Annotated in this window: 16 protein-coding genes and 1 tRNA gene; 12 read left to right on the top strand and 5 right to left on the bottom strand. The window is 37.5% G+C overall.

The features are described from left to right. Position 1: 1 nt before the first annotated feature. Positions 2 to 970: a DNA-binding protein WhiA gene (gene whiA / locus JG29_RS05770; protein WP_045923012.1), complete on the top strand. Its 969-nt coding sequence runs from the start codon at positions 2 to 4 to the stop codon at positions 968 to 970. A gap of 1 nt (position 971) precedes the next feature. Then, positions 972 to 1,652, top strand: coding sequence for an SDR family oxidoreductase (locus tag JG29_RS05765; protein ID WP_045923011.1), 681 nt, complete (start codon positions 972 to 974; stop codon positions 1,650 to 1,652). 395 nt (positions 1,653 to 2,047) lie between these two features. On the opposite strand, the gene mmuM is transcribed toward JG29_RS05765, so the two are convergent. Then, positions 2,048 to 2,968 (bottom strand): homocysteine S-methyltransferase, encoded by a 921-nt coding sequence (mmuM, locus tag JG29_RS05760; RefSeq protein WP_045923010.1) that lies wholly within the window; start codon positions 2,966 to 2,968, stop codon positions 2,048 to 2,050. Positions 2,969 to 3,070: 102 nt separating this feature from the next. On the opposite strand from mmuM, the gene JG29_RS05755 reads away from it, so the two are divergent. The 4 genes from JG29_RS05755 (at position 3,071) to JG29_RS05740 (ending at position 8,815) form a co-directional block, all read left to right on the top strand. Next, on the top strand, positions 3,071 to 4,438 hold the full coding sequence (locus JG29_RS05755) for an amino acid permease (protein ID WP_045923009.1): 1,368 nt from the start codon (positions 3,071 to 3,073) through the stop codon (positions 4,436 to 4,438). Positions 4,439 to 4,543: 105 nt separating this feature from the next. Further along, a complete protein-coding gene (locus JG29_RS05750) occupies positions 4,544 to 5,293 on the top strand; it encodes a tyrosine-protein phosphatase (protein WP_045923008.1) in 750 nt (249 codons plus the stop codon). 630 nt (positions 5,294 to 5,923) lie between these two features. After that, complete coding sequence (locus tag JG29_RS05745) at positions 5,924 to 7,540, top strand: peptide ABC transporter substrate-binding protein (protein ID WP_198139903.1); 1,617 nt, start codon at positions 5,924 to 5,926, stop codon at positions 7,538 to 7,540. A gap of 33 nt (positions 7,541 to 7,573) precedes the next feature. Then, positions 7,574 to 8,815, top strand: a complete 1,242-nt coding sequence (locus JG29_RS05740; protein WP_045923006.1) for a metal-dependent hydrolase family protein — start codon at positions 7,574 to 7,576, stop codon at positions 8,813 to 8,815. Between the two features lie 100 nt (positions 8,816 to 8,915). On the opposite strand, the gene clpP is transcribed toward JG29_RS05740, so the two are convergent. From clpP to JG29_RS05720, 4 genes are all read right to left on the bottom strand, one after another. Next, positions 8,916 to 9,506 carry an ATP-dependent Clp endopeptidase proteolytic subunit ClpP gene (gene clpP / locus JG29_RS05735; protein WP_045923005.1) on the bottom strand — a complete coding sequence of 197 codons (591 nt, stop codon included), beginning with the start codon at positions 9,504 to 9,506 and terminating at the stop codon, positions 8,916 to 8,918. Positions 9,507 to 9,658: 152 nt separating this feature from the next. Further along, a complete protein-coding gene (locus tag JG29_RS05730; RefSeq protein ID WP_045923004.1) occupies positions 9,659 to 10,213 on the bottom strand; it encodes an NADPH-dependent FMN reductase in 555 nt (184 codons plus the stop codon). A gap of 110 nt (positions 10,214 to 10,323) precedes the next feature. Beyond that, positions 10,324 to 11,646 carry a replication-associated recombination protein A gene (locus JG29_RS05725; RefSeq protein WP_045923003.1) on the bottom strand — a complete coding sequence of 441 codons (1,323 nt, stop codon included), beginning with the start codon at positions 11,644 to 11,646 and terminating at the stop codon, positions 10,324 to 10,326. Between the two features lie 57 nt (positions 11,647 to 11,703). Further along, complete coding sequence (locus JG29_RS05720; RefSeq protein WP_345787371.1) at positions 11,704 to 12,123, bottom strand: GNAT family N-acetyltransferase; 420 nt, start codon at positions 12,121 to 12,123, stop codon at positions 11,704 to 11,706. Between the two features lie 317 nt (positions 12,124 to 12,440). Here JG29_RS05720 and JG29_RS05715 point away from each other — a divergent pair. From JG29_RS05715 to eno, 6 genes are all read left to right on the top strand, one after another. Then, positions 12,441 to 12,512, top strand: a tRNA-Arg gene (locus JG29_RS05715). Between the two features lie 199 nt (positions 12,513 to 12,711). After that, positions 12,712 to 13,755 (top strand): sugar-binding transcriptional regulator, encoded by a 1,044-nt coding sequence (locus tag JG29_RS05710; protein WP_045923002.1) that lies wholly within the window; start codon positions 12,712 to 12,714, stop codon positions 13,753 to 13,755. Positions 13,756 to 13,787: 32 nt separating this feature from the next. After that, positions 13,788 to 14,807: a type I glyceraldehyde-3-phosphate dehydrogenase gene (gene gap / locus JG29_RS05705; RefSeq protein WP_045923001.1), complete on the top strand. Its 1,020-nt coding sequence runs from the start codon at positions 13,788 to 13,790 to the stop codon at positions 14,805 to 14,807. A 95-nt stretch (positions 14,808 to 14,902) separates the two neighbouring features. Continuing rightward, positions 14,903 to 16,117 carry a phosphoglycerate kinase gene (locus JG29_RS05700; protein WP_045923000.1) on the top strand — a complete coding sequence of 405 codons (1,215 nt, stop codon included), beginning with the start codon at positions 14,903 to 14,905 and terminating at the stop codon, positions 16,115 to 16,117. Positions 16,118 to 16,134: 17 nt separating this feature from the next. After that, positions 16,135 to 16,890, top strand: coding sequence for a triose-phosphate isomerase (gene tpiA, locus JG29_RS05695; protein WP_045922999.1), 756 nt, complete (start codon positions 16,135 to 16,137; stop codon positions 16,888 to 16,890). Positions 16,891 to 16,959: 69 nt separating this feature from the next. Further along, positions 16,960 to 18,255, top strand: coding sequence for a phosphopyruvate hydratase (eno, locus tag JG29_RS05690; RefSeq protein WP_045922998.1), 1,296 nt, complete (start codon positions 16,960 to 16,962; stop codon positions 18,253 to 18,255). Positions 18,256 to 18,335 lie beyond the last annotated feature (80 nt).

Here is an 18,335-nt window from a genome sequence, read left to right as displayed (position 1 = left end):
TGTGGCATCTTATGCAAGTGAAGTTAAAAAAGAATTAACTGGATTAGAAGTTCATCCTGAACATGCTCGCGCAGAATTGTCGGCCATCATTCGCATGAGTGGCAGCTTATCTTTGATCCAGCATCACTTTATTTTAAATATTCCTACCGAAAATCCTGCGATCGCCCGTCGGATTTATTCCTTGTTGCATCAGTTATATACTGTAGATTCTGACTTAGTGGTCCGGCGGAAAATGAAATTGAAAAAGAATAATCAATATATTGTGCGTTTACGCCAACATGTTCCAGAGATTTTAGCTGATTTGCGCATTATAAAGGATAACAACTTTCAAATTCTGACCGACATCCCGGAAGATGTACTGGATTCTAAACAGCGGGCGCGTTCCTATCTGCGCGGCGCCTTTCTAGCTGGTGGCAGCGTTAATAGTCCAGAAACATCACGTTATCATTTGGAAATTTATTCACTTTATGAAAATCAAAATCAAGGAATTTTGTATTTAATGAACCAATTTAATTTAAAAGCTCGGACGACACAGCGACGCAATGGCTATATTACTTATTTAAAAGGTGCGGAAAAAATTTCTGAATTTTTGCAAATTATTGGGGCTACTAGTTCCATGCTCAAGTTTGAAGACATCCGCATTGTGCGTGATATGCGGAATTCGGTGAATCGATTGGTCAATTGCGAAAATGCCAATATTAATAAAACTATTAAAGCCGCGAGCCGCCAAATATCTAATATTAAGTTTTTACGGGATCATTATGGTTTGGATAAATTACCCCCCAAATTAAAAGAAATTGCGGAATTACGCTTGGCCCATCCGGAAATGTCTTTAACCGAACTAGGAAAGTTGGTTCCCAGCGGGGCTATTTCTAAATCTGGAATTAATCACCGTTTGCGAAAATTAGATGATTTAATTCAAAATCATTATCAAATTGCGGTTAATTCAACTGATAAGGAGGATGGTTAATATGAAGGTTTTAGTATTGGGTGCTCACGGGCAAATTGGTCAAATACTAGTTAAGAAATTACAACAAAGTGCTTTTGACGTAGTCTGCGGCTTGCGTTCGCTAAAACAAGTTGAGGACTATCAGGCTCATGGTTACAATAGTGTTTTAGTTGATGTAGAAAAAGATATGACACAACTGCAAAAGGCAATGCAGGATATTCAAGCCGTAGTATTTGCAGTAGGTTCAGGCGGTAAAACCGGGGCTGATAAAACAATGATGGTGGATTTAGATGGTGCAGTTAAAGCAATTGAGGCTGCAAAAACTATGTCAGTACCGCGTTTTCTTCTTGTTAGTGCGATTGGCAGTCAAAATCGGGAATTGTGGTCTTACGGACAACGAAATTTAAGTACTGGTAATTATTATTATGCGGCAAAATATTATGCTGATATCTGGCTGAAAAATAGTAATTTGGATTATACAATTATTCGCCCAGCATTATTAGTAAATGATGCGCCCCAAGGGCAAATTGATTTAGCTCCTAACTTAGAGTTGGAAGTTGCTGGAAAAGTGCGTACCATTACTCGAAGTGATGTAGCCGAAACGATTGTAGAGTGTTTAAAGCAGCCGAATACAATTAAACAGAGCTTTGATTTGAGCAATGGTAGTACACCTATTGCACAGGCGCTCGCAAATTTACAATAATAAAATAAAGTTGAAAATAATAAGAGCTGAAATTTTCTGATTTCAGCTCTTATTATATTATGCAAATTATAATTGCTAAAACACATGGATCACTCACATAAAAATATCGGTATAATTTTGGAATTGGTAAAAGCACCAAATAAAACTTGGATTGTGGCTTTCTTAATGAAGTTTTTCAGTTTTATAAAAGCGAGCCGTTATCAGAGATCAGTTTTTTGTCCAACTTCCACCTTACACATCCTTATTTTGATAGAAATTTAATATAAATCTATTTTGCCATAGTGAAAAATAGCCAGCAGTTAAGTTAATAGTATTCACGTCATTAAGAGGCGCTTCTAAAATTCTGTTATTTTCTCTGATGAAATTTTTTATCAGTAAAATTACTCGAAATCTTTTTAAAGTTCTTCAAAAGCCTGAGCAATGGCTTGGATTTCTTTTACGCCGGTAGTGCAGCAGCCGCCAATAAGATGAGCACCAGCGTGATACCAGGTTTTGGCTAAACTATAAAAATCAATTTTTTCTGAGAGCGGCTGCCAGGTTTTACTTTGAGGATCGTAACTGGAACCTGAATTGGGATAAACAATTATCTCTTTAGTAGTTTGTGTGTGAATTTGTTGGACAGCCGGTAAAACCCAAGCTGGGGCAATGCAATTGACCCCCGCAGCAAAAACCTGCGGATATTGATTGATGACTTTAATTGCTTGTGCTAATGTAGTGCCATCGCTGAGAGTCTTAGGATCTCTTAAGGTAAAACTAACATAAATCGGTACAGTGGAATCATTATTTTGCATCCAGTTTAAGAGGGTTTGGGTTTCGAAAAGCTGGGGTTGAGTTTCAATTGCCAAACAATCAGGCTCTTGTTTTAAAATAACTTGTAACCGTGGTAAGTGAAAATCCAATAATTCTTGTGTAGTTAAATGATAATCACCCCGGTACTCACTGCCATCTGCCAAATAAGCCCCGTAAGAACCAATAGTGCCTGCCACAAAATTATGCCGGCCTGTCTTTTTTTCATAATCCGAACGCGCTTGTTTAGCAATCTGAACAGCTTGAGCGATAAACTGCTGTGCTTGTTGCTGCGAATAACCTGCTTTAAGAAAGCCTTGAACGTTGGCTTGATAAGTATTAGTAATGGTCAGTTGAGCACCAGCTTGAAAATAGTCCCAATGAACTTGATAGACTTTTTCTAAATCGTTGACTAGCGCAATGGCTGTCCAAAGATTATTTTGAGTATTGACGCCTAATTTTTCTAAGGCAGTAGACATTGCTCCATCAACTACTAGCCCCTTATTGTGAACTGCTGTGATTAAATCCATATTGCCGTAAACCTCCCAATTCCATTTGCTTAAATGATAATTTGGTTATAATATTCTAATTATATTGTTTTTTAGAGTTAACAGCAATAAGGAGTGACATTAATGGTTCATAAAACTCATTTAACAAGAAAAATGGAAGCCCGCCATATTCGGATGATTTCTTTAGGCGGGGTGATTGGTACCGGACTGTTTTTAAGTTCTGGGTACACAATTCATGAAGCTGGTCCTTTAGGGACAATCATCGCTTATTTATTTGGTGCTATTTTAGTGTATGCTGTCATGCTTTGTTTAGGTGAATTGTCCGTAGCTATGCCGTATACGGGTGCCTTTCATGTCTATGCTAAAAAGTATATTGGCCCTGCAACTGGTTTTGTTGTTGCCATTTTATATTGGCTTACTTGGACAATTGCCTTAGGGTCCGAATTTACAGCTGCCGGAATAATTATGCGGCAGTGGTTTACTAATATTCCCGTTTGGGTGTGGAGCCTCTTATTCATGATCGTAATTTTTTTGACCAATTATTTTTCCGTACGGGTTTTTGCTGAAAGTGAATTTTGGTTTTCCGCAGTTAAAGTAGTTGCTATTGTGGTATTTATTATTTTAGGCGCTTTAGCAATCGTCGGAATCATTCCTTTGAACCATTATCATCACGCACCGGGATTCACTAATTTCTATAAAAATGGGTGGTTTCCTAATGGCTTTCATGGTGTTTTCACAACAATGTTAACCGTTAATTTTGCTTTTTCAGGAACTGAGTTGATTGGTATAACTGCTGGTGAAGCTAAAAATCCTGATAAAACAATTCCCAAAGCTATTAATACAACCTTGTGGCGTTTAATTATCTTTTTTGTAGGTAGTATTTGTGTAATGGCTGCTTTAATTCCTTATCAAGTTTCCGGAGTTACTCAAAGTCCCTTCGTTTATGTTTTAAAAATGATGAAGCTTCCTTTTGCTGGTGATGTTATGAATTTCGTGGTTTTAACTGCGATTATTTCGGCAGCTAATTCTGGTTTATACGCCTCGACAAGAATGCTCTGGTCATTAGCAAATGAGGGCACCATTCCCGAATGGTTTGCTCATACTAATGAAAATAATTCGCCCGTGGTTGCTTTATGTTTTAGCATGTTGGGTGGAATTTTGGCCTTGATTTCTAGTGTGGTCGCCGCTGATACCGTCTATTTAGTATTAGTTTCCATCTCTGGTTTGGCAGTAGTGATCGTGTGGATGGCGATTGCTTTGTCAGAAATTAATTTTCGCAAGGAGTTTCAAGCGGCCGGTCATTCATTAAACGAGTTAAAATTTCAAACACCGGGTTACCCGTGGGTTTCCTATTTTGCTTTGATTGCCAGTGGTCTTTCCTGCTTATTAATTTGGTTTGATCCTAAGCAGCGAGTGGCTCTATATTGTACAATTCCTTTTGTTATAATTTGTTATGTGATTTATTATTTATCAAATCGCTTATCCCATTGAAATTAATGCAGTTGGGAATTTGGTTTTAGCAAACGAGTTTTCTTTGTAAGTAACAAGATAAAAATGTAGTACACTAAAAACATATTAAAAAATTGGAGTCAAAAAATGAAATTAACTAATTTTCGAGATTTAGGCGGATTAGTGGCAGCCAACGGGCAAAAAGTTAGAACTAAAAAAATTTTAAGATCAGGGGAATTAGTCCAACTTGACGAAACTACTAAGACGCAATTGGCTACAGATTATGATGTGACGTTAGTAATCGATTTTCGCCGTGATTTTGAAATCCAAGAACGTCCTGATGATCAAATTCCCGGGGTGCAATTTGTCAATATTGATATCTTAAAGTCGGCACAGAATAATGCTAGTTTAGAGGACTTTATTACCATTGGTGCTAGTGACAAGGTTGATCAGCATATGCTGAATATTTATCATGATTTAGTCATGGATCCTAACGCCCAAGCAGGTTACGAGCAGTTTTTAGATTTAGTGTTAAATAATCAAACCGGAGCCACTTTGTTTCACTGCTTTGCGGGCAAAGATCGTACAGGTTTTGGAGCAGCGCTAATTTTAGCCTTGTTAAATGTTAGTGAAGAACAAATTATGCAAGATTATTTAAAAACTAATCAAGATCGTAAACAGGCTAATGATCAAATTATAGATTATTATCGTCAGCAAGGGGCTAAACCGGAGGCCCTAGAAGCCTTGGCCATTGCTTTATATGTTAAGACGGAATATTTACAAAATTCTTTTCGTTTAATTAAGTCTAATTATCAGGATGTTTTTCATTATGCTCAGACACAGTTGAATTTTGGACCAGAAAAAGTTCAAAAATTACAAAAGCAATTTTTGGAATAAGGTTGAAAGTTATAAATTAATTTAATTAAGGGTTCTAACTATTAGAGAAATAGTTAGAACCCCTTTTTCAATTGAATATTAAATAAGCAATTTTAGATAGCAATTTCTATCAGATCATGTCAATTAAACCTAAATATTAAAAATTATGTCTTTCAATGAAGACCTTATAAGTGATATAAGCATAACGATAAAAGATGATTGGTAAATGAAAAAGTCTCAGTCTGAGGAAATCGAAATACAATATTTTTAGATAATTAAAATTAATTTCCTACCTTGACAAGTTTTTTTAATCTGTTATAGTAATAATCATTAAATGTTGATGAGAAATTGCTAAGATAATTTAAGGAGTAGTTTTTAAGAGGTTTCAAGAGAGCACCGTTGTCTGGGAGGGTGTAGCATCTTAAAAATAAAAGTTAAATTAGAGCAGATCATTCGCTCAGAATGATATGGGTGCGCCCTCTATAGCGCTAACGTTATCTTGATTAAGTTCAGGCGTACGTGAGCGACGAAAGTTAATTTTCGTAACGAAGGTGGTACCGCGTGTTGGCGTCCTTTTAGATAGTTTATCTAAAAGGGCGTTTTTTTATTAGCAATTATCAACTAATTTTTAAAAATAAGGGGGAAGTAATGATGGAAAAAAATAAGCAGCGGCTGTTGATGTATTTAATGGTGGGAATAGTCTTATTAACCGGTTGTGGTACTAAAGCAGCGGTTGCAGGTGAACAAACCTTAAAAATTACAATCCCTGGTGAACCGATGACAGTTGATCCTAATAAATCTATTGAAACTAATGGTAGTGCAATTATTGATCAAATTAGTGAAGGAATTTATCGACGGGATCGTAATAATAAAATTGCTCCCGGAATGGTAGAAAAGATTGTTCAACCGACCGAAAATGGAACTAAATATACTTTTAAGATCCGTAAAAATGCTCGTTGGCAAGATGGAACCCCGGTAACAGCGCAAGATTTTGTTAATTCTTTAATTCGAACAACTGATCCTAAAACCAAGTCACAAGCAACTACAGGTGTGCAATATATTCAGAATTTTAAAGCCATTAACACCGGTAAAATGAATCCGCGCCAATTAGGTGTCAAAGCCTTAAATAAGCGAACCTTTTCTATTAAGTTAACAAAACCGGTTCCTTTTATGAATTATATATTTACTGGATATAAACCATTGCAAACTGCAGCTATTAAAAAATATGGCGAAAAATACGGCACTAGTGAAAAAAACACAGTTGCTAATGGCCCTTATGTCCTTAAGGGGTGGAATGGTAGCAATGATTCTTGGCATTATGTTAAGAATAAATATTATTGGAACGCCAAAAATGTACAAATTGCTCATGTCGATGTCAACGTTGTTAAAGATGATAATACAGCTCAAAGTATGTTCAAATCAGGCAGTGTGGACTTAACCAGTGTCAGTGGTCAATTTGTAAAACAAAATCGCGGTAGTAAAGAACTGGTAGTAACGCCGACTGGAAGAAATAACTATATTTATTTCAACTCGAAACGTAAAATCACCGCTAATGAGAATTTACGGCATGCAATTAGTTTAGTCATCGACCGTAAGCAATTGGCTGAACGCGTTTTACAAGATGGCTCCCAACCGGCAACTAATATTGTTCCTAAAAACTATGCTAAAAATCCTCAAAATGGACGCGATTTTATTGATGAAGTAGGTGATTTAGCACCAACTGATATCAATCAGGCTAAGCAATATTGGCAAAAAGCTCAAGGTGAACTGGGAAAATCCAAAATAACTTTAGACTTCTTAGTTGATGATGTAGATACCGAGAAGAAATTAGCCGAATATGTTCAAGGTGCGATTCACAAAAACCTACCTGGTTTAAAAATTGATATTGTTTCAGTACCTCATGCTAGCCATGTTTCCCGGGATTTTAGTTGTGATTTTGATATCTGTACTGTAGGTTGGGGACCAGATTATCCCGATGCTCAGAATTTTCTAGATGGAATGCGCAGCAATAATCAAATTAACTTTGCGAAAACTAAAGATGCTCAATATGACGAAATTATGGATAAAGTTTCAGACACAACCACTTATTCTGCTCAACAACTTTGGGAATTTGAGAAACAGGCTGATCAACGGTTGATGAAAATTGCGGGTGTAGCTCCAACTTATCAAGCTGCCCAAGCACACTTTGTTAATAAAAAGGTAGGTGGTTTAAAGTGGGATGTTCTGTCCGGTAATTCAGGACAATTACAATATGCATACTGGAAATAATTTTATAAAATTAATTAAGTGAGGATAATAAAGATGACCAAGATAACTTTTATTAATGCTAATATTTATCAACATCAACAACAGGATTTTCAAAAGGGGCAATATTTTACCGTTGATACTCAAACTCAGCGGATAACTGCAATAGGGTCAGGACAACCTACTGAGCAGGGCTCGGATAAAGTTATTGACTTTCAGAATCAATATGTTTTGCCTGGGATTATGAATGCTCATACACATATTGCCAATATCCCTACTTATTGGACAAAAAAGAAAGCAGCAATTAAAGCTGCTGATGCAAAAGCTATGCAAACTATGTTTGCCATTAAAAATATGCAAGATCTGATTAATAATGGAGTAACTTATATTCGTAATGTTGGAGCAGCTTATGATTTGGATATACCAATTAAAATAATGCAACAGCAAAAAATGATAGCAGGACCGCGAGTGATGACTTCTGGTCGAGCTTTCACTATTACCGGAGGTCATGGCGATAGTAGTGGGATTGAAGTTGACGGCGTTGATGAAATGACCAAAGGAGTGCGCCAAGCTTTAAAAAGAGGTGTTGATAATATTAAATTGATGGTTACCGGAGGAGTATTACGTAATGGGGAAACTCCTGATGATATCCAATTTAATGCCGATGAAATTCGAGCTGCCGTTCGCGAAGCCCATCATAAAAATAAAACTGTAGCGACTCATGCTCAGGGTAATGCTGGAGTAAAAGAAGCAGCGCGTGCTGGTGTAGACACAGTAGAGCACGCCTTTGATGTTGATGATGAAACTATTGCAATAATGAAAGAACAGGGAACTTTTATTGTACCTACTATGAATGCCATGTATGCTATTTATCAATATGGTGAAGGAACAGTTCCAGATTGGGCGCGTAATAAGGTAATTATCAATATTAAAAAACACTTTGCCAGCATCAAAAAAGCTGCTGCTGCCGGTATCCCTATTGCAATGGGCACTGACGCGGGAACTCCATATAATGGCTTTGAAAGTGAAAGTGCTTATGAAATGCAACTGTATGTAGACAAAGCAGGTATGACGCCTGCGCAAGCAATTGACACAGCCACAATTAATTGCGCCCGCGCCCTACATGTAGCTAATGATTTTGGCGAAATTGCCGTAGGGAAGATAGCGGATTTTATTGTTACAGCTGATAATCCACTCACAGATATTAGTATTCTCCAAAAGGACAAAGCTGTCTATCAAGGTGGAGTCTGTGTTCATCACCCAGCTGATCAAGAAGTTAAAAGTGGCATTGGTTGCTAAAATCAATAATAAAGTCACAGTATTTCTAGATCTAAATGTAGTTCAAATAAAAAAAGAACCGTCATGATGACGGTTCTTTTTACTTTTTAATGGTACAATTTTATTTTTCTGATGATTTATTAACCATAATATCATCAATTAGTCCATAATCTTTGGCTTCTTGAGCGGTCATATAATTATCCCGTTCGGTATCTTTTTTAATCGTTTCAATATCTTGACCAGAATTATCTGCCAAAATTTTATTCAGCCGATCACGAGTTTTTAAAATTTCTTCTGCTACAATTTCAATTTCTGTTTGTTGACCTTGAGCACCACCAGAAGGCTGATGAATTAAAACTGTAGAATTAGGCAAAGCAAATCTTTTACCTTTCGTACCGGATGATAACAAGACACTAGCCATCGAAGCTGCCATTCCCATAGCAATGGTTTGAACATCAGCCTTAACAAAATTCATTGTATCCATGATGGCTAAACCAGCAGTAACCGAACCACCGGGAGAATTTATATACATGTAAATATCTTTTTTAGAATCTTGAGCATCTAAGAATAATAATTGTGCAATCACGGTATTAGCCATTTGGTCAGTGACTTCACCTGATAACATGATGATGCGATCTTTTAAAAGGCGGGAATAAATATCATAGGCCCGCTCGCCACGGGGACTTTGTTCAATAACTGTTGGAACTAACATAACGTAGCCTCCTCTTAATAATTAGCACTCTAGTAGTTACTCTGCTAATTTATCACATTTAACGAAAAAGTCAAATGTTAAAACTTAGGCAACAAAGAAAAAACGCAGGAAGACTAGGTTCCGGCGTTGGAAAGAAAAAAGATGGGAACTATTTAATAACGCTCAATTAGTTGAACAAAGGCGTCAGCAATTGATTGCAGAAAATCTTTCGTACCTTGATTGTTAACTTCTCCTTTGTCTTCATCAATAAATTGATCCACATGGCCAAGATAAGCTTCCGGTTGTTGCAAGGTAGGCATATTGAGAAACACAAGTGCTTGTCGCAAATGGTGATTAGCACCAAATCCACCCATTGCCCCTGGAGAAACAGAAATAATAGCTGCGGGTTTGCCATCCCAAACATTGGCCCCATAAGGACGGGAAGCAACATCGAGCGCATTTTTTAAGACAGCCGGCACGCTACGATTATATTCAGGAGTTACAAAAAGTGCCGCATCAAGCTGTTTAACTTCAGCACGAAATTTAATATATTCGTCAGGTACTGGTCCCACGTCGTCAAAATCTTGATTATATAAGGGTAAATTACCAATTTCTATGAATTTAGCCACATAACCAGCTGGTAATAACTTTGCCAGTTCCTGGGCAATAATTCGTGAATAGGAGCCTTGCCGTAAACTGCCGAGAAAAATTCCAATAGTTTTAGTCATGAAAAAGACCTCATTTCAAAATTTAATTTCCACAATCTTTAGTATAACTAAATTATTATAAGATTGTGAAAATTTGTTTGGCGTTAAAAACGCTGATTAATTAAATTTAATCAGGAATCATATTTTTGATGCCAAGCTTTAATTTGTTCGAGGCGTTTTTTAAAACGGTCTTCATGTCCTTGTTCAGTTGGAAAATAATACTGGTGTCCTTGTAATTGTGGTGGCATGGTCTTCATGGTTGTTAGCTTGTCAGGATGGTTATGGGCTAATTGATAGTTTTGACCATAGCCTAAATCTTTCATTAGTTTTGTCGGAGCATTGCGAATTTGTAAAGGTACAGGGGCATTGAGCGTTTTTTGGGCATCTTTTTGAGCAGCTAAGCGGGCTTGATAAATAGCGTTAGACTTGGGTGCTAAGGCTAGATAAGCTACTGCTTCTACGAGATGGACATCGCATTCAGGCATTCCAATAAATTGACAAGCAGAGAAAACATTAACGGCGACATTTAAGGCATTAGTGTCGGCCAAACCGATATCTTCACTGGCAAAGCGAATTAATCTGCGGGCAATATAAAGAGGATCTTCGCCACCTTCCAACATCCGGGCAAGCCAATAAATTGCAGCATCAACATCGCTATTGCGCATCGACTTATGCAATGCTGAAATTAAATTATAATGCTCTTCACCTTTTTTATCGTAATTCATAAATTTTTTGCTAATTAGTTGTTGCAGATTTTGGTGCGTAATAGTAATAACTTGGCCCTGCTGGTCACCATTTAAAACGGCCATTTCTAAGGTATTTAAAGCTGTGCGTGCATCGCCACTGGCAAATTCAGCGATAGCTTTTAGGGCCTTTTTGTCAATATTGATTTTTTTCTGGGGAAAAGCCCGCGGATTTTGCAGGGCATTGTGCAGTAACTGCATAATATCAGAAGCTTTGAGAGTTTTGAGAACAAAAACCTTACACCGGGATAATAAAGCAGAATTGACTTCAAAGGAAGGATTTTCAGTAGTAGCACCAATAAGGATGATGCTGCCTTTTTCTACATAAGGCAAAAAAGCGTCTTGCTGAGCTTTATTAAATCGATGAATTTCATCTATAAAAACAATTGTTTTTCCACCAAGTTCACGTTCAGTCTCGGCCTGTTGCATAATTTTTTTAATCTTACTAATGCTGCTGTCAACGGCACTAAAACTCCAAAATTGAGCCTGGGTTTGTCGGGCAATAATTTCAGCCAGGGTTGTTTTTCCCACACCTGGAGGACCCCAGAAAATCATTGAAGATACCTGATCTTTGGCAATTATTTCACGCAGGATTTTTCCTGGACCCAATAAATGTTGTTGACCCACGAATTGATCCAAATTCTGTGGTCGAACTCTTGCAGCCAAAGGTTCATTTTGCTCTGCTTTAGCAAATAATGATTCTTGTTTCATAAATATCATCTCTTTGACATTCTCATTACAGGGACTTTTGTAACCGAATTAAAGCTTTTAAAATGAGTTTATTTTCCCAAATGGTTTGTGGATAATGGCGGCTAAAGAAGTCTTGCTCAATGCTGGTAACTCTAAAGCCCTGCTTTTGGTAAAGATATAGGGGCCCAAGCTGGTAATGCCAGTAGCTATTTCGAGAGTGTGGTAGTGCCTTTCTTGAGCCCAAGTTGCGGCAAATTGTAATAATTTGGTACCAATACCATGATTTTGGTGGCATTTGCTGACAGCTAGATTGACAATTTCTAAGGTCTGCGGGTGTGTTGGTAATAGAAGGATAACGCCAACTAATTGATTATCTATTTCTGTTGCAAATTTAAAAGCGCGGTTTACATAACTAGCAATCATTGATCGGCTAGGATCCGCCATTAGCAATAATTCATATTGGTCTGCTGAAACGCTGGTAAAAGGTTTAATGTCCATTTTATAGATGCCTTCTTTGGAGTCATTTCTGGATAAGGTTGTTATAGAAATATGTTTGGGCTAACTAGTGTTGAAAGACTATATAACTAGAGTGTTTTTCAAATACTCCAGTATTTCATTCTTGTATAAAACTATTCTAATTATAATCCAATTAGCAGCTGCTTAGGTAAGATTATTAATTTCCCTTTTTCTGAAAATTTTTAATTCAGAATAATCTGACTAATAATTGTTTTCTCCTCAAATAATTGTTTTCTCCTCAAAATAAAAAATTTAGTCTTGCCAAAACCCAAAACTCAAGGTACAATATAACAGGTGTTGCGCCGCTAGTGTAATGGATAGCACACAAGATTCCGGTTCTTGGGATCTGGGTTCGACTCCCAGGTGGCGCATAGTATGCTTAGACAAAAATTTTGTCTAAGCTTTTTTATTTATGTAAATATTTTGGGCTTCAGAGTTGCAAATGAAAATAGCAGTTGTTATAATCTAGTTGTGAGTTAGGAAATAACAACTCACCTTTATTTTGGAAGTGATGGGTCTTAATAAGTCACACAGGGACGATAAGTGTCCCGTGAAAAAGGACGTGTATAAATGGATAGTGATTTACAGCTCATTGAATCCATTGCGCCCGACTTTTTACAAACAGTTCAATGGCGATATCGAATATTGCAGAGAATTAGTTGGATGCAACCTGTAGGGCGGCGGATTTTGGCAGCTGATTTAGGAACATCAGAACGAACTTTGCGTCGAGAGACAGATCTGTTTCGTAAGAATGGCTTATTAGAAACATCAAAATCAGGAATGTCTTTGACGGGCAAAGGTCGGCAATTGGTACAGCAACTGAGTGGTTTGATGGATCAATTACATGATACTTCGGCTTTAAGAAAACAACTGGTTGCAGTCTTAGGTATTGCCCAGGTAATTATCGTTCCAGGTAACAGTGAACGCCATCAAGGTGTTTTAAGTTTAATGGGACAACAGCTAGATGAACTGTTACAGTTGTTATTACCTGGTGGTCGTTCTATTATTGCCGTAATGGGTGGTACAACTATGGCAGCGGTAAGTAAGTCATTATCACCAAGCTTAGCCAATGAGAGAAATTTATTATTTGTTCCAGCCCGTGGTGGATTAGGTGAGACTATGGCCATTCAAGCAAATACGATTTGTGCAGAAATGGCGGAACACAGCGGCGGTTTATATCGTAATTTGTATGTTCCGGAAGATATTTCCGCTAAAAGCGTGGCCCCCTTATTGCAAGAACCAGTGGTTAAATCAGTGTTGGATTTGATTAATCACGCTGATGTCGTAATTCATAGCATTGGTCGGGCACGAACGATGGCTAATCGGCGTAATATGACGAGCTCGGAAATTGACCTTTTGACCAGAAAAAAGGCAGTAGCAGAAGCTTTTGGTGATTTTCTTGATGCTCAAGGACATGTTGTTTATAAGGTACCGAAAATAGGGTTACAAATTTCGGATCTTCATGATATTTCACATGTGATTGCAATTGCTGGAGGACCCAGCAAAGCGGCAGCAATTGCGGCATATATGAAAGTTGCTCCTCACCAGACAACTTTAATTACTGATGAGGCAGCCTCAGAAATGATTTTAAGGGGTAAAAAACCTTTAAAATAAAACTTATTTTTCCTGAAGGAGGAAATCTTAACATGGCTACAAAAGTAGGTATTAATGGTTTCGGACGTATTGGTCGTTTGGCATTGCGTCGTATTTATGAAGTTGCAAATGATGATTTGGAAGTTGTTGCAATTAATGATTTAACATCACCAGATATGTTGGCTCACTTATTAAAATATGATACAGCTCATGGTAATTTCAAACATGAAGTATCTGCAACTGATGATGCAATTGTTGTTGATGGTAAGAAGATCCCTGTATATGCAGAATCTGATGCCCGCAACATTCCTTGGGTAAAAAATGATGGTGTAGAATTAGTTTTGGAAAGTACTGGTTTCTACACATCTAAAGAAAAAGCTCAAGCTCACTTAGATGCTGGTGCTAAGAAAGTTTTGATTTCTGCACCTGCTGGTGATTTGAAGACAGTCGTTTATGGTGTTAATGATGATACCATTACTAAAGATGATCAAATTATCTCCGCTGCATCATGTACTACTAACTGTTTAGCACCTGCTGCTAAAGCAATTAATGATGCTTTTGGCATTCAAACTGGTACTATGACTACAATTCATGCTTATACAGCAACTCAAAAATTGCAAGATGGTCCTGACCGTAAGGGTAACAGACGTAATGCTCGTGCAGCTGCTCAAAATATTATTCCACATTCAACTGGTGCTGCTAAAGCTATCGGTTTGGTAATTCCTGAATTGAAGGGTAAATTAGATGGCCATGCACAACGTGTTCCTGTAATTACCGGTTCTTTGACAGAATTAGTTGCTGTTTTGGATAAGAAAGTTACAGCTGATGAAGTTAATGCCGCTGTAAAAAAGGTTACTGATGGCAGTGAATCCTTTGGTTACAATGCTGATGAAATTGTTTCCTCAGATATTATTGGTACTGAATACGGTTCTGTTTTTGACCCAACTCAAACTCAAGTTGTTGAAGGTGCTAATGGTGCCCAAGTTGTTAAGGTTGTTGCATGGTACGACAATGAATCCGGCTTTACAGCTCAAATGATCCGTACTTTGCAAAAATTTGCAAGTTTGTTGTAAACCACGACTCTTAAAGTTAGATAAAAATTACTTGAAGAAGGCGGAGGGAGGCATTCTCCTTCAGCCTTTTTTATTTCAATGGAGGCATTTAATAGATGGCAAAATTAATCGTTTCTGATGTTGATGTCCAAGATAAAAAAGTTTTGATGCGGGCGGATTTTAATGTGCCGGTGAAGGATAATCAAATTACTAATGATAACCGGATTGTAGCTGCTTTGCCTACAATTAAGTATATTATTGAACATCAAGGTAAGTTAATTCTTTTATCACATTTAGGCCGGGTTAAAAGTGCTGCTGATAAAGCAGGTTTAACTTTAAAACCTGTTGCTCAACGTTTATCTGAGTTATTAAATCAAGATGTAAAATTCATTCCTGTAAATGAAGGTCCTGAACTAGAAACAGCCATTAATAACATGAATGATGGCGATGTAATTCTGATGGAAAATACGCGTTTTCAAGATATTGACAATGATTTTGGCAAGCGCGAAAGTAAAAATGATCCAAAATTAGGCGAATACTGGGCTTCTTTGGGTGATGTATTTGTCAACGATGCTTTTGGGACAGCTCATCGTTCTCATGCATCCAACGTCGGGATTGCTAAGGCAATGGAAGCTGCAGGTAAGCCGGTAGCTGCTGGCTTTTTGATGGAAAAAGAAATTAAATTCTTAGGTAATGCGGTAGAAAATCCGGTTCATCCTTTTGTTACGATTTTAGGTGGTGCCAAGGTTTCTGATAAAATTGCTGTCATTGATAATTTGATTCCTAAATCTGATCATATTTTAATTGGCGGTGGGATGGCCTACACTTTCCTAGCAGCTCAAGGTCATAAAATTGGTAAATCTTTATTTGAAGAAGATCGTGTATCTATGGCAAAAGATTTATTGCAAAAAGCAGGCGATAAGATTGTTTTACCAGTAGATCATGTTGTTGCTAGTGAATTTTCCAATGATGCTGATCATGAAGTTACATCTGGAGTAGAGATTCCTGAAGAAATGATGGCTTTAGATATTGGACCGCAAACTATTAAGTTGTTTGAAGACACATTAAAAGGCGCTAAGACTGTAGTTTGGAACGGACCAATGGGTGCTTTTGAAATGAGTAATTTTGCTAATGGAACTTTACAAGTTGGTAAAGCTTTAGGCGATCTCCAAGGTGCAACTACGATTGTCGGCGGCGGCGATTCTACTGCTGCAGCTCAACAATTAGGAATTGCTGATAAATTAACTCATATTTCTACTGGCGGTGGTGCTTCTCTTGAATATTTAGAAGGTAAAGAATTGCCGGGAATTGCTGCTATTTCTGATAAATAAGCTAAAGGAGACTAAATATGCGTATACCAATTATTGCGGGTAATTGGAAAATGAACAATGATCCGTCTGCGACGATCGAATTTGTGGCGGCTGTTAAAGCTAACTTGCCCAGCCCTGAAAAAGTAGAATCAGTGATTGCAGCACCAGCGGTTGATTTGCCTGCCTTATTAGAGGCAGCTCAAGGCAGTAATTTAAAAACCGCGGCTGAAAACTGTTATTTTGAAAATTCCGGTGCTTATACGGGTGAGACTAGTCCACAAGTTTTACACCAAATGGGTATTAATTACGTAATTATTGGTCATTCTGAACGGCGGGATTATTTTCACGAAACCGATGAAGAAATCAATAAAAAAGCCCATGCAATTTTTAATAATCAGATGGTTCCGATTATTTGCTGTGGGGAAACTTTAGCCACCAGAGAGGCTAATCAAGCCCAAACTTGGGTTCAAAATCAAGTTACAGCAGCTTTAAAAGATTTGTCTGCAGATCAAGTAGCACGATTGGTAATTGCTTATGAACCGATATGGGCTATTGGCACTGGTAAAACTGCTACTTCTGATCAGGCTCAGGAGATTTGTCATGTTATTCGTGAAACGGTCAAAAGTTTGTATGATGACACAACTGCTGAACAGGTTCGTATTCAATACGGTGGCTCGGTCAAACCAGCGAATGTCAAAGAATTAATGAGTAAACCTGATATCGATGGCGGTTTAGTAGGTGGCGCTAGCCTACAGCCAGAGTCATTTTTAGAGCTTGTCAATTATCAAGATTAATATATTTATTTGTCAATAGGTAAATGTTAAAATAAAAGCGAACGTATTTAAACAAAAGGAGAATTATAAATGTCTGTAATTACTGATATTTTTGCGCGTGAAATCTTAGATTCTCGTGGCAACCCGACGGTTGAAGTCGAAGTCTATACTGAATTAGGTGGCTTTGGCCGGGCTAGCGTTCCTTCTGGTGCTTCCACTGGTGAGCATGAAGCAGTGGAATTACGTGATGGCGACAAATCCCGCTTTATGGGAAAGGGCGTCTTAAAAGCTGTTAAAAATGTTAATGATGTAATTGCTAAAAAAATTGTGGGTATGGATGTTACTGACCAGCGGGCAATTGATAAAGCAATGATCGATTTAGACGGTACTCCTAATAAAGGTAAATTAGGTGCCAACGCTATTTTAGGTGTTTCCTTAGCCGCAGCTCATGCAGCAGCAGATGAATTAGGAATGCCTTTGTATGAATATCTAGGTGGACCTAATAGTCATGTGATGCCAACACCAATGATGAATGTTATCAATGGTGGTAAACATGCAAATAACAATGTTGACTTCCAAGAATTCATGATTATGCCGGTTGGAGCTAAAAGTATTCATGAAGCTATTCGCATGGGAGCAGAAACCTTCCATAATTTACAGTCTATTTTAAAAGAACGTGGTGACTCCACTGCTGTTGGTGATGAAGGTGGATTTGCACCTAACAAGATGCAAAATAATGAAGAGCCTTTCCAAGTATTAGTTGAAGCAATTGAACGTGCAGGTTATAAGCCAGGTACTGATATTGCTATTGCCTTTGATTGTGCTTCATCTGAATATTATAATAAAGAAACCGGCAAGTACGATATGAAAGGCGACGGTAAATCTTATACAGCTGCTGAAATTGTTGACTTGCTAGATGGTTTAGTAGATAAATATCCGATTATTTCCATTGAAGATCCTTTAGATGAAAATAATTGGGAAGATTGGCAGTTACTCACTACTAAATTGGGCAATAAGGTACAAATTGTCGGTGATGATTTATTTGTAACCAATACTGATTATCTGAAAAAAGGTATTGATATGGGTGTAGCCAATTCCATTTTGATTAAGGTTAACCAAATTGGTACTTTGACAGAAACTTTTGAAGCTATTGAAATGGCTAAAGAAGCCGGCTATACAGCAATTGTATCGCACCGTTCTGGTGAAACTGAAGATACCACCATTGCTGATTTAGTTGTAGCTACTAATGCTGGACAAATTAAGACAGGTTCAATGAGTCGGACTGATCGTATTGCCAAATATAACCAGTTAATGCGGATCGAAGAACAATTAGGATCTGTTGCTGAATATAAGGGTGCTCAAAGTTTCTATAACTTGAAGAAATAGTTTTTTAAAAAACGATTTTAATCTATAATAAAAAGAATGAGATAGTTGATTATCTCATTCTTTTTATTATAGATTATTTA

Origin of the sequence: Bombilactobacillus mellis, from assembly GCF_000967245.1 — a bacterium.
Classification (GTDB): Bacteria; Bacillota; Bacilli; order Lactobacillales; family Lactobacillaceae; genus Bombilactobacillus; species Bombilactobacillus mellis.
The sequence above is the reverse complement of the archived record's forward strand: the minus strand, read 5'-3'. Positions and strand labels throughout refer to the sequence as shown.

Coding starts and splice junctions, on each gene's coding strand:
- JG29_RS05765 (WP_045923011.1), top strand. CDS start 972: ATGAAGGTTTTAGTATTGGGTGCTCACGGGCAAATTGGTCAAATACTA.
- mmuM (WP_045923010.1), bottom strand. CDS start 2,968: ATGGATTTAATCACAGCAGTTCACAATAAGGGGCTAGTAGTTGATGGA.
- JG29_RS05755 (WP_045923009.1), top strand. CDS start 3,071: ATGGTTCATAAAACTCATTTAACAAGAAAAATGGAAGCCCGCCATATT.
- JG29_RS05750 (WP_045923008.1), top strand. CDS start 4,544: ATGAAATTAACTAATTTTCGAGATTTAGGCGGATTAGTGGCAGCCAAC.
- JG29_RS05745 (WP_198139903.1), top strand. CDS start 5,924: ATGGAAAAAAATAAGCAGCGGCTGTTGATGTATTTAATGGTGGGAATA.
- JG29_RS05740 (WP_045923006.1), top strand. CDS start 7,574: ATGACCAAGATAACTTTTATTAATGCTAATATTTATCAACATCAACAA.
- clpP (WP_045923005.1), bottom strand. CDS start 9,506: ATGTTAGTTCCAACAGTTATTGAACAAAGTCCCCGTGGCGAGCGGGCC.
- JG29_RS05730 (WP_045923004.1), bottom strand. CDS start 10,213: ATGACTAAAACTATTGGAATTTTTCTCGGCAGTTTACGGCAAGGCTCC.
- JG29_RS05725 (WP_045923003.1), bottom strand. CDS start 11,646: ATGAAACAAGAATCATTATTTGCTAAAGCAGAGCAAAATGAACCTTTG.
- JG29_RS05720 (WP_345787371.1), bottom strand. CDS start 12,123: ATGGACATTAAACCTTTTACCAGCGTTTCAGCAGACCAATATGAATTA.
- JG29_RS05710 (WP_045923002.1), top strand. CDS start 12,712: ATGGATAGTGATTTACAGCTCATTGAATCCATTGCGCCCGACTTTTTA.
- gap (WP_045923001.1), top strand. CDS start 13,788: ATGGCTACAAAAGTAGGTATTAATGGTTTCGGACGTATTGGTCGTTTG.
- JG29_RS05700 (WP_045923000.1), top strand. CDS start 14,903: ATGGCAAAATTAATCGTTTCTGATGTTGATGTCCAAGATAAAAAAGTT.
- tpiA (WP_045922999.1), top strand. CDS start 16,135: ATGCGTATACCAATTATTGCGGGTAATTGGAAAATGAACAATGATCCG.
- eno (WP_045922998.1), top strand. CDS start 16,960: ATGTCTGTAATTACTGATATTTTTGCGCGTGAAATCTTAGATTCTCGT.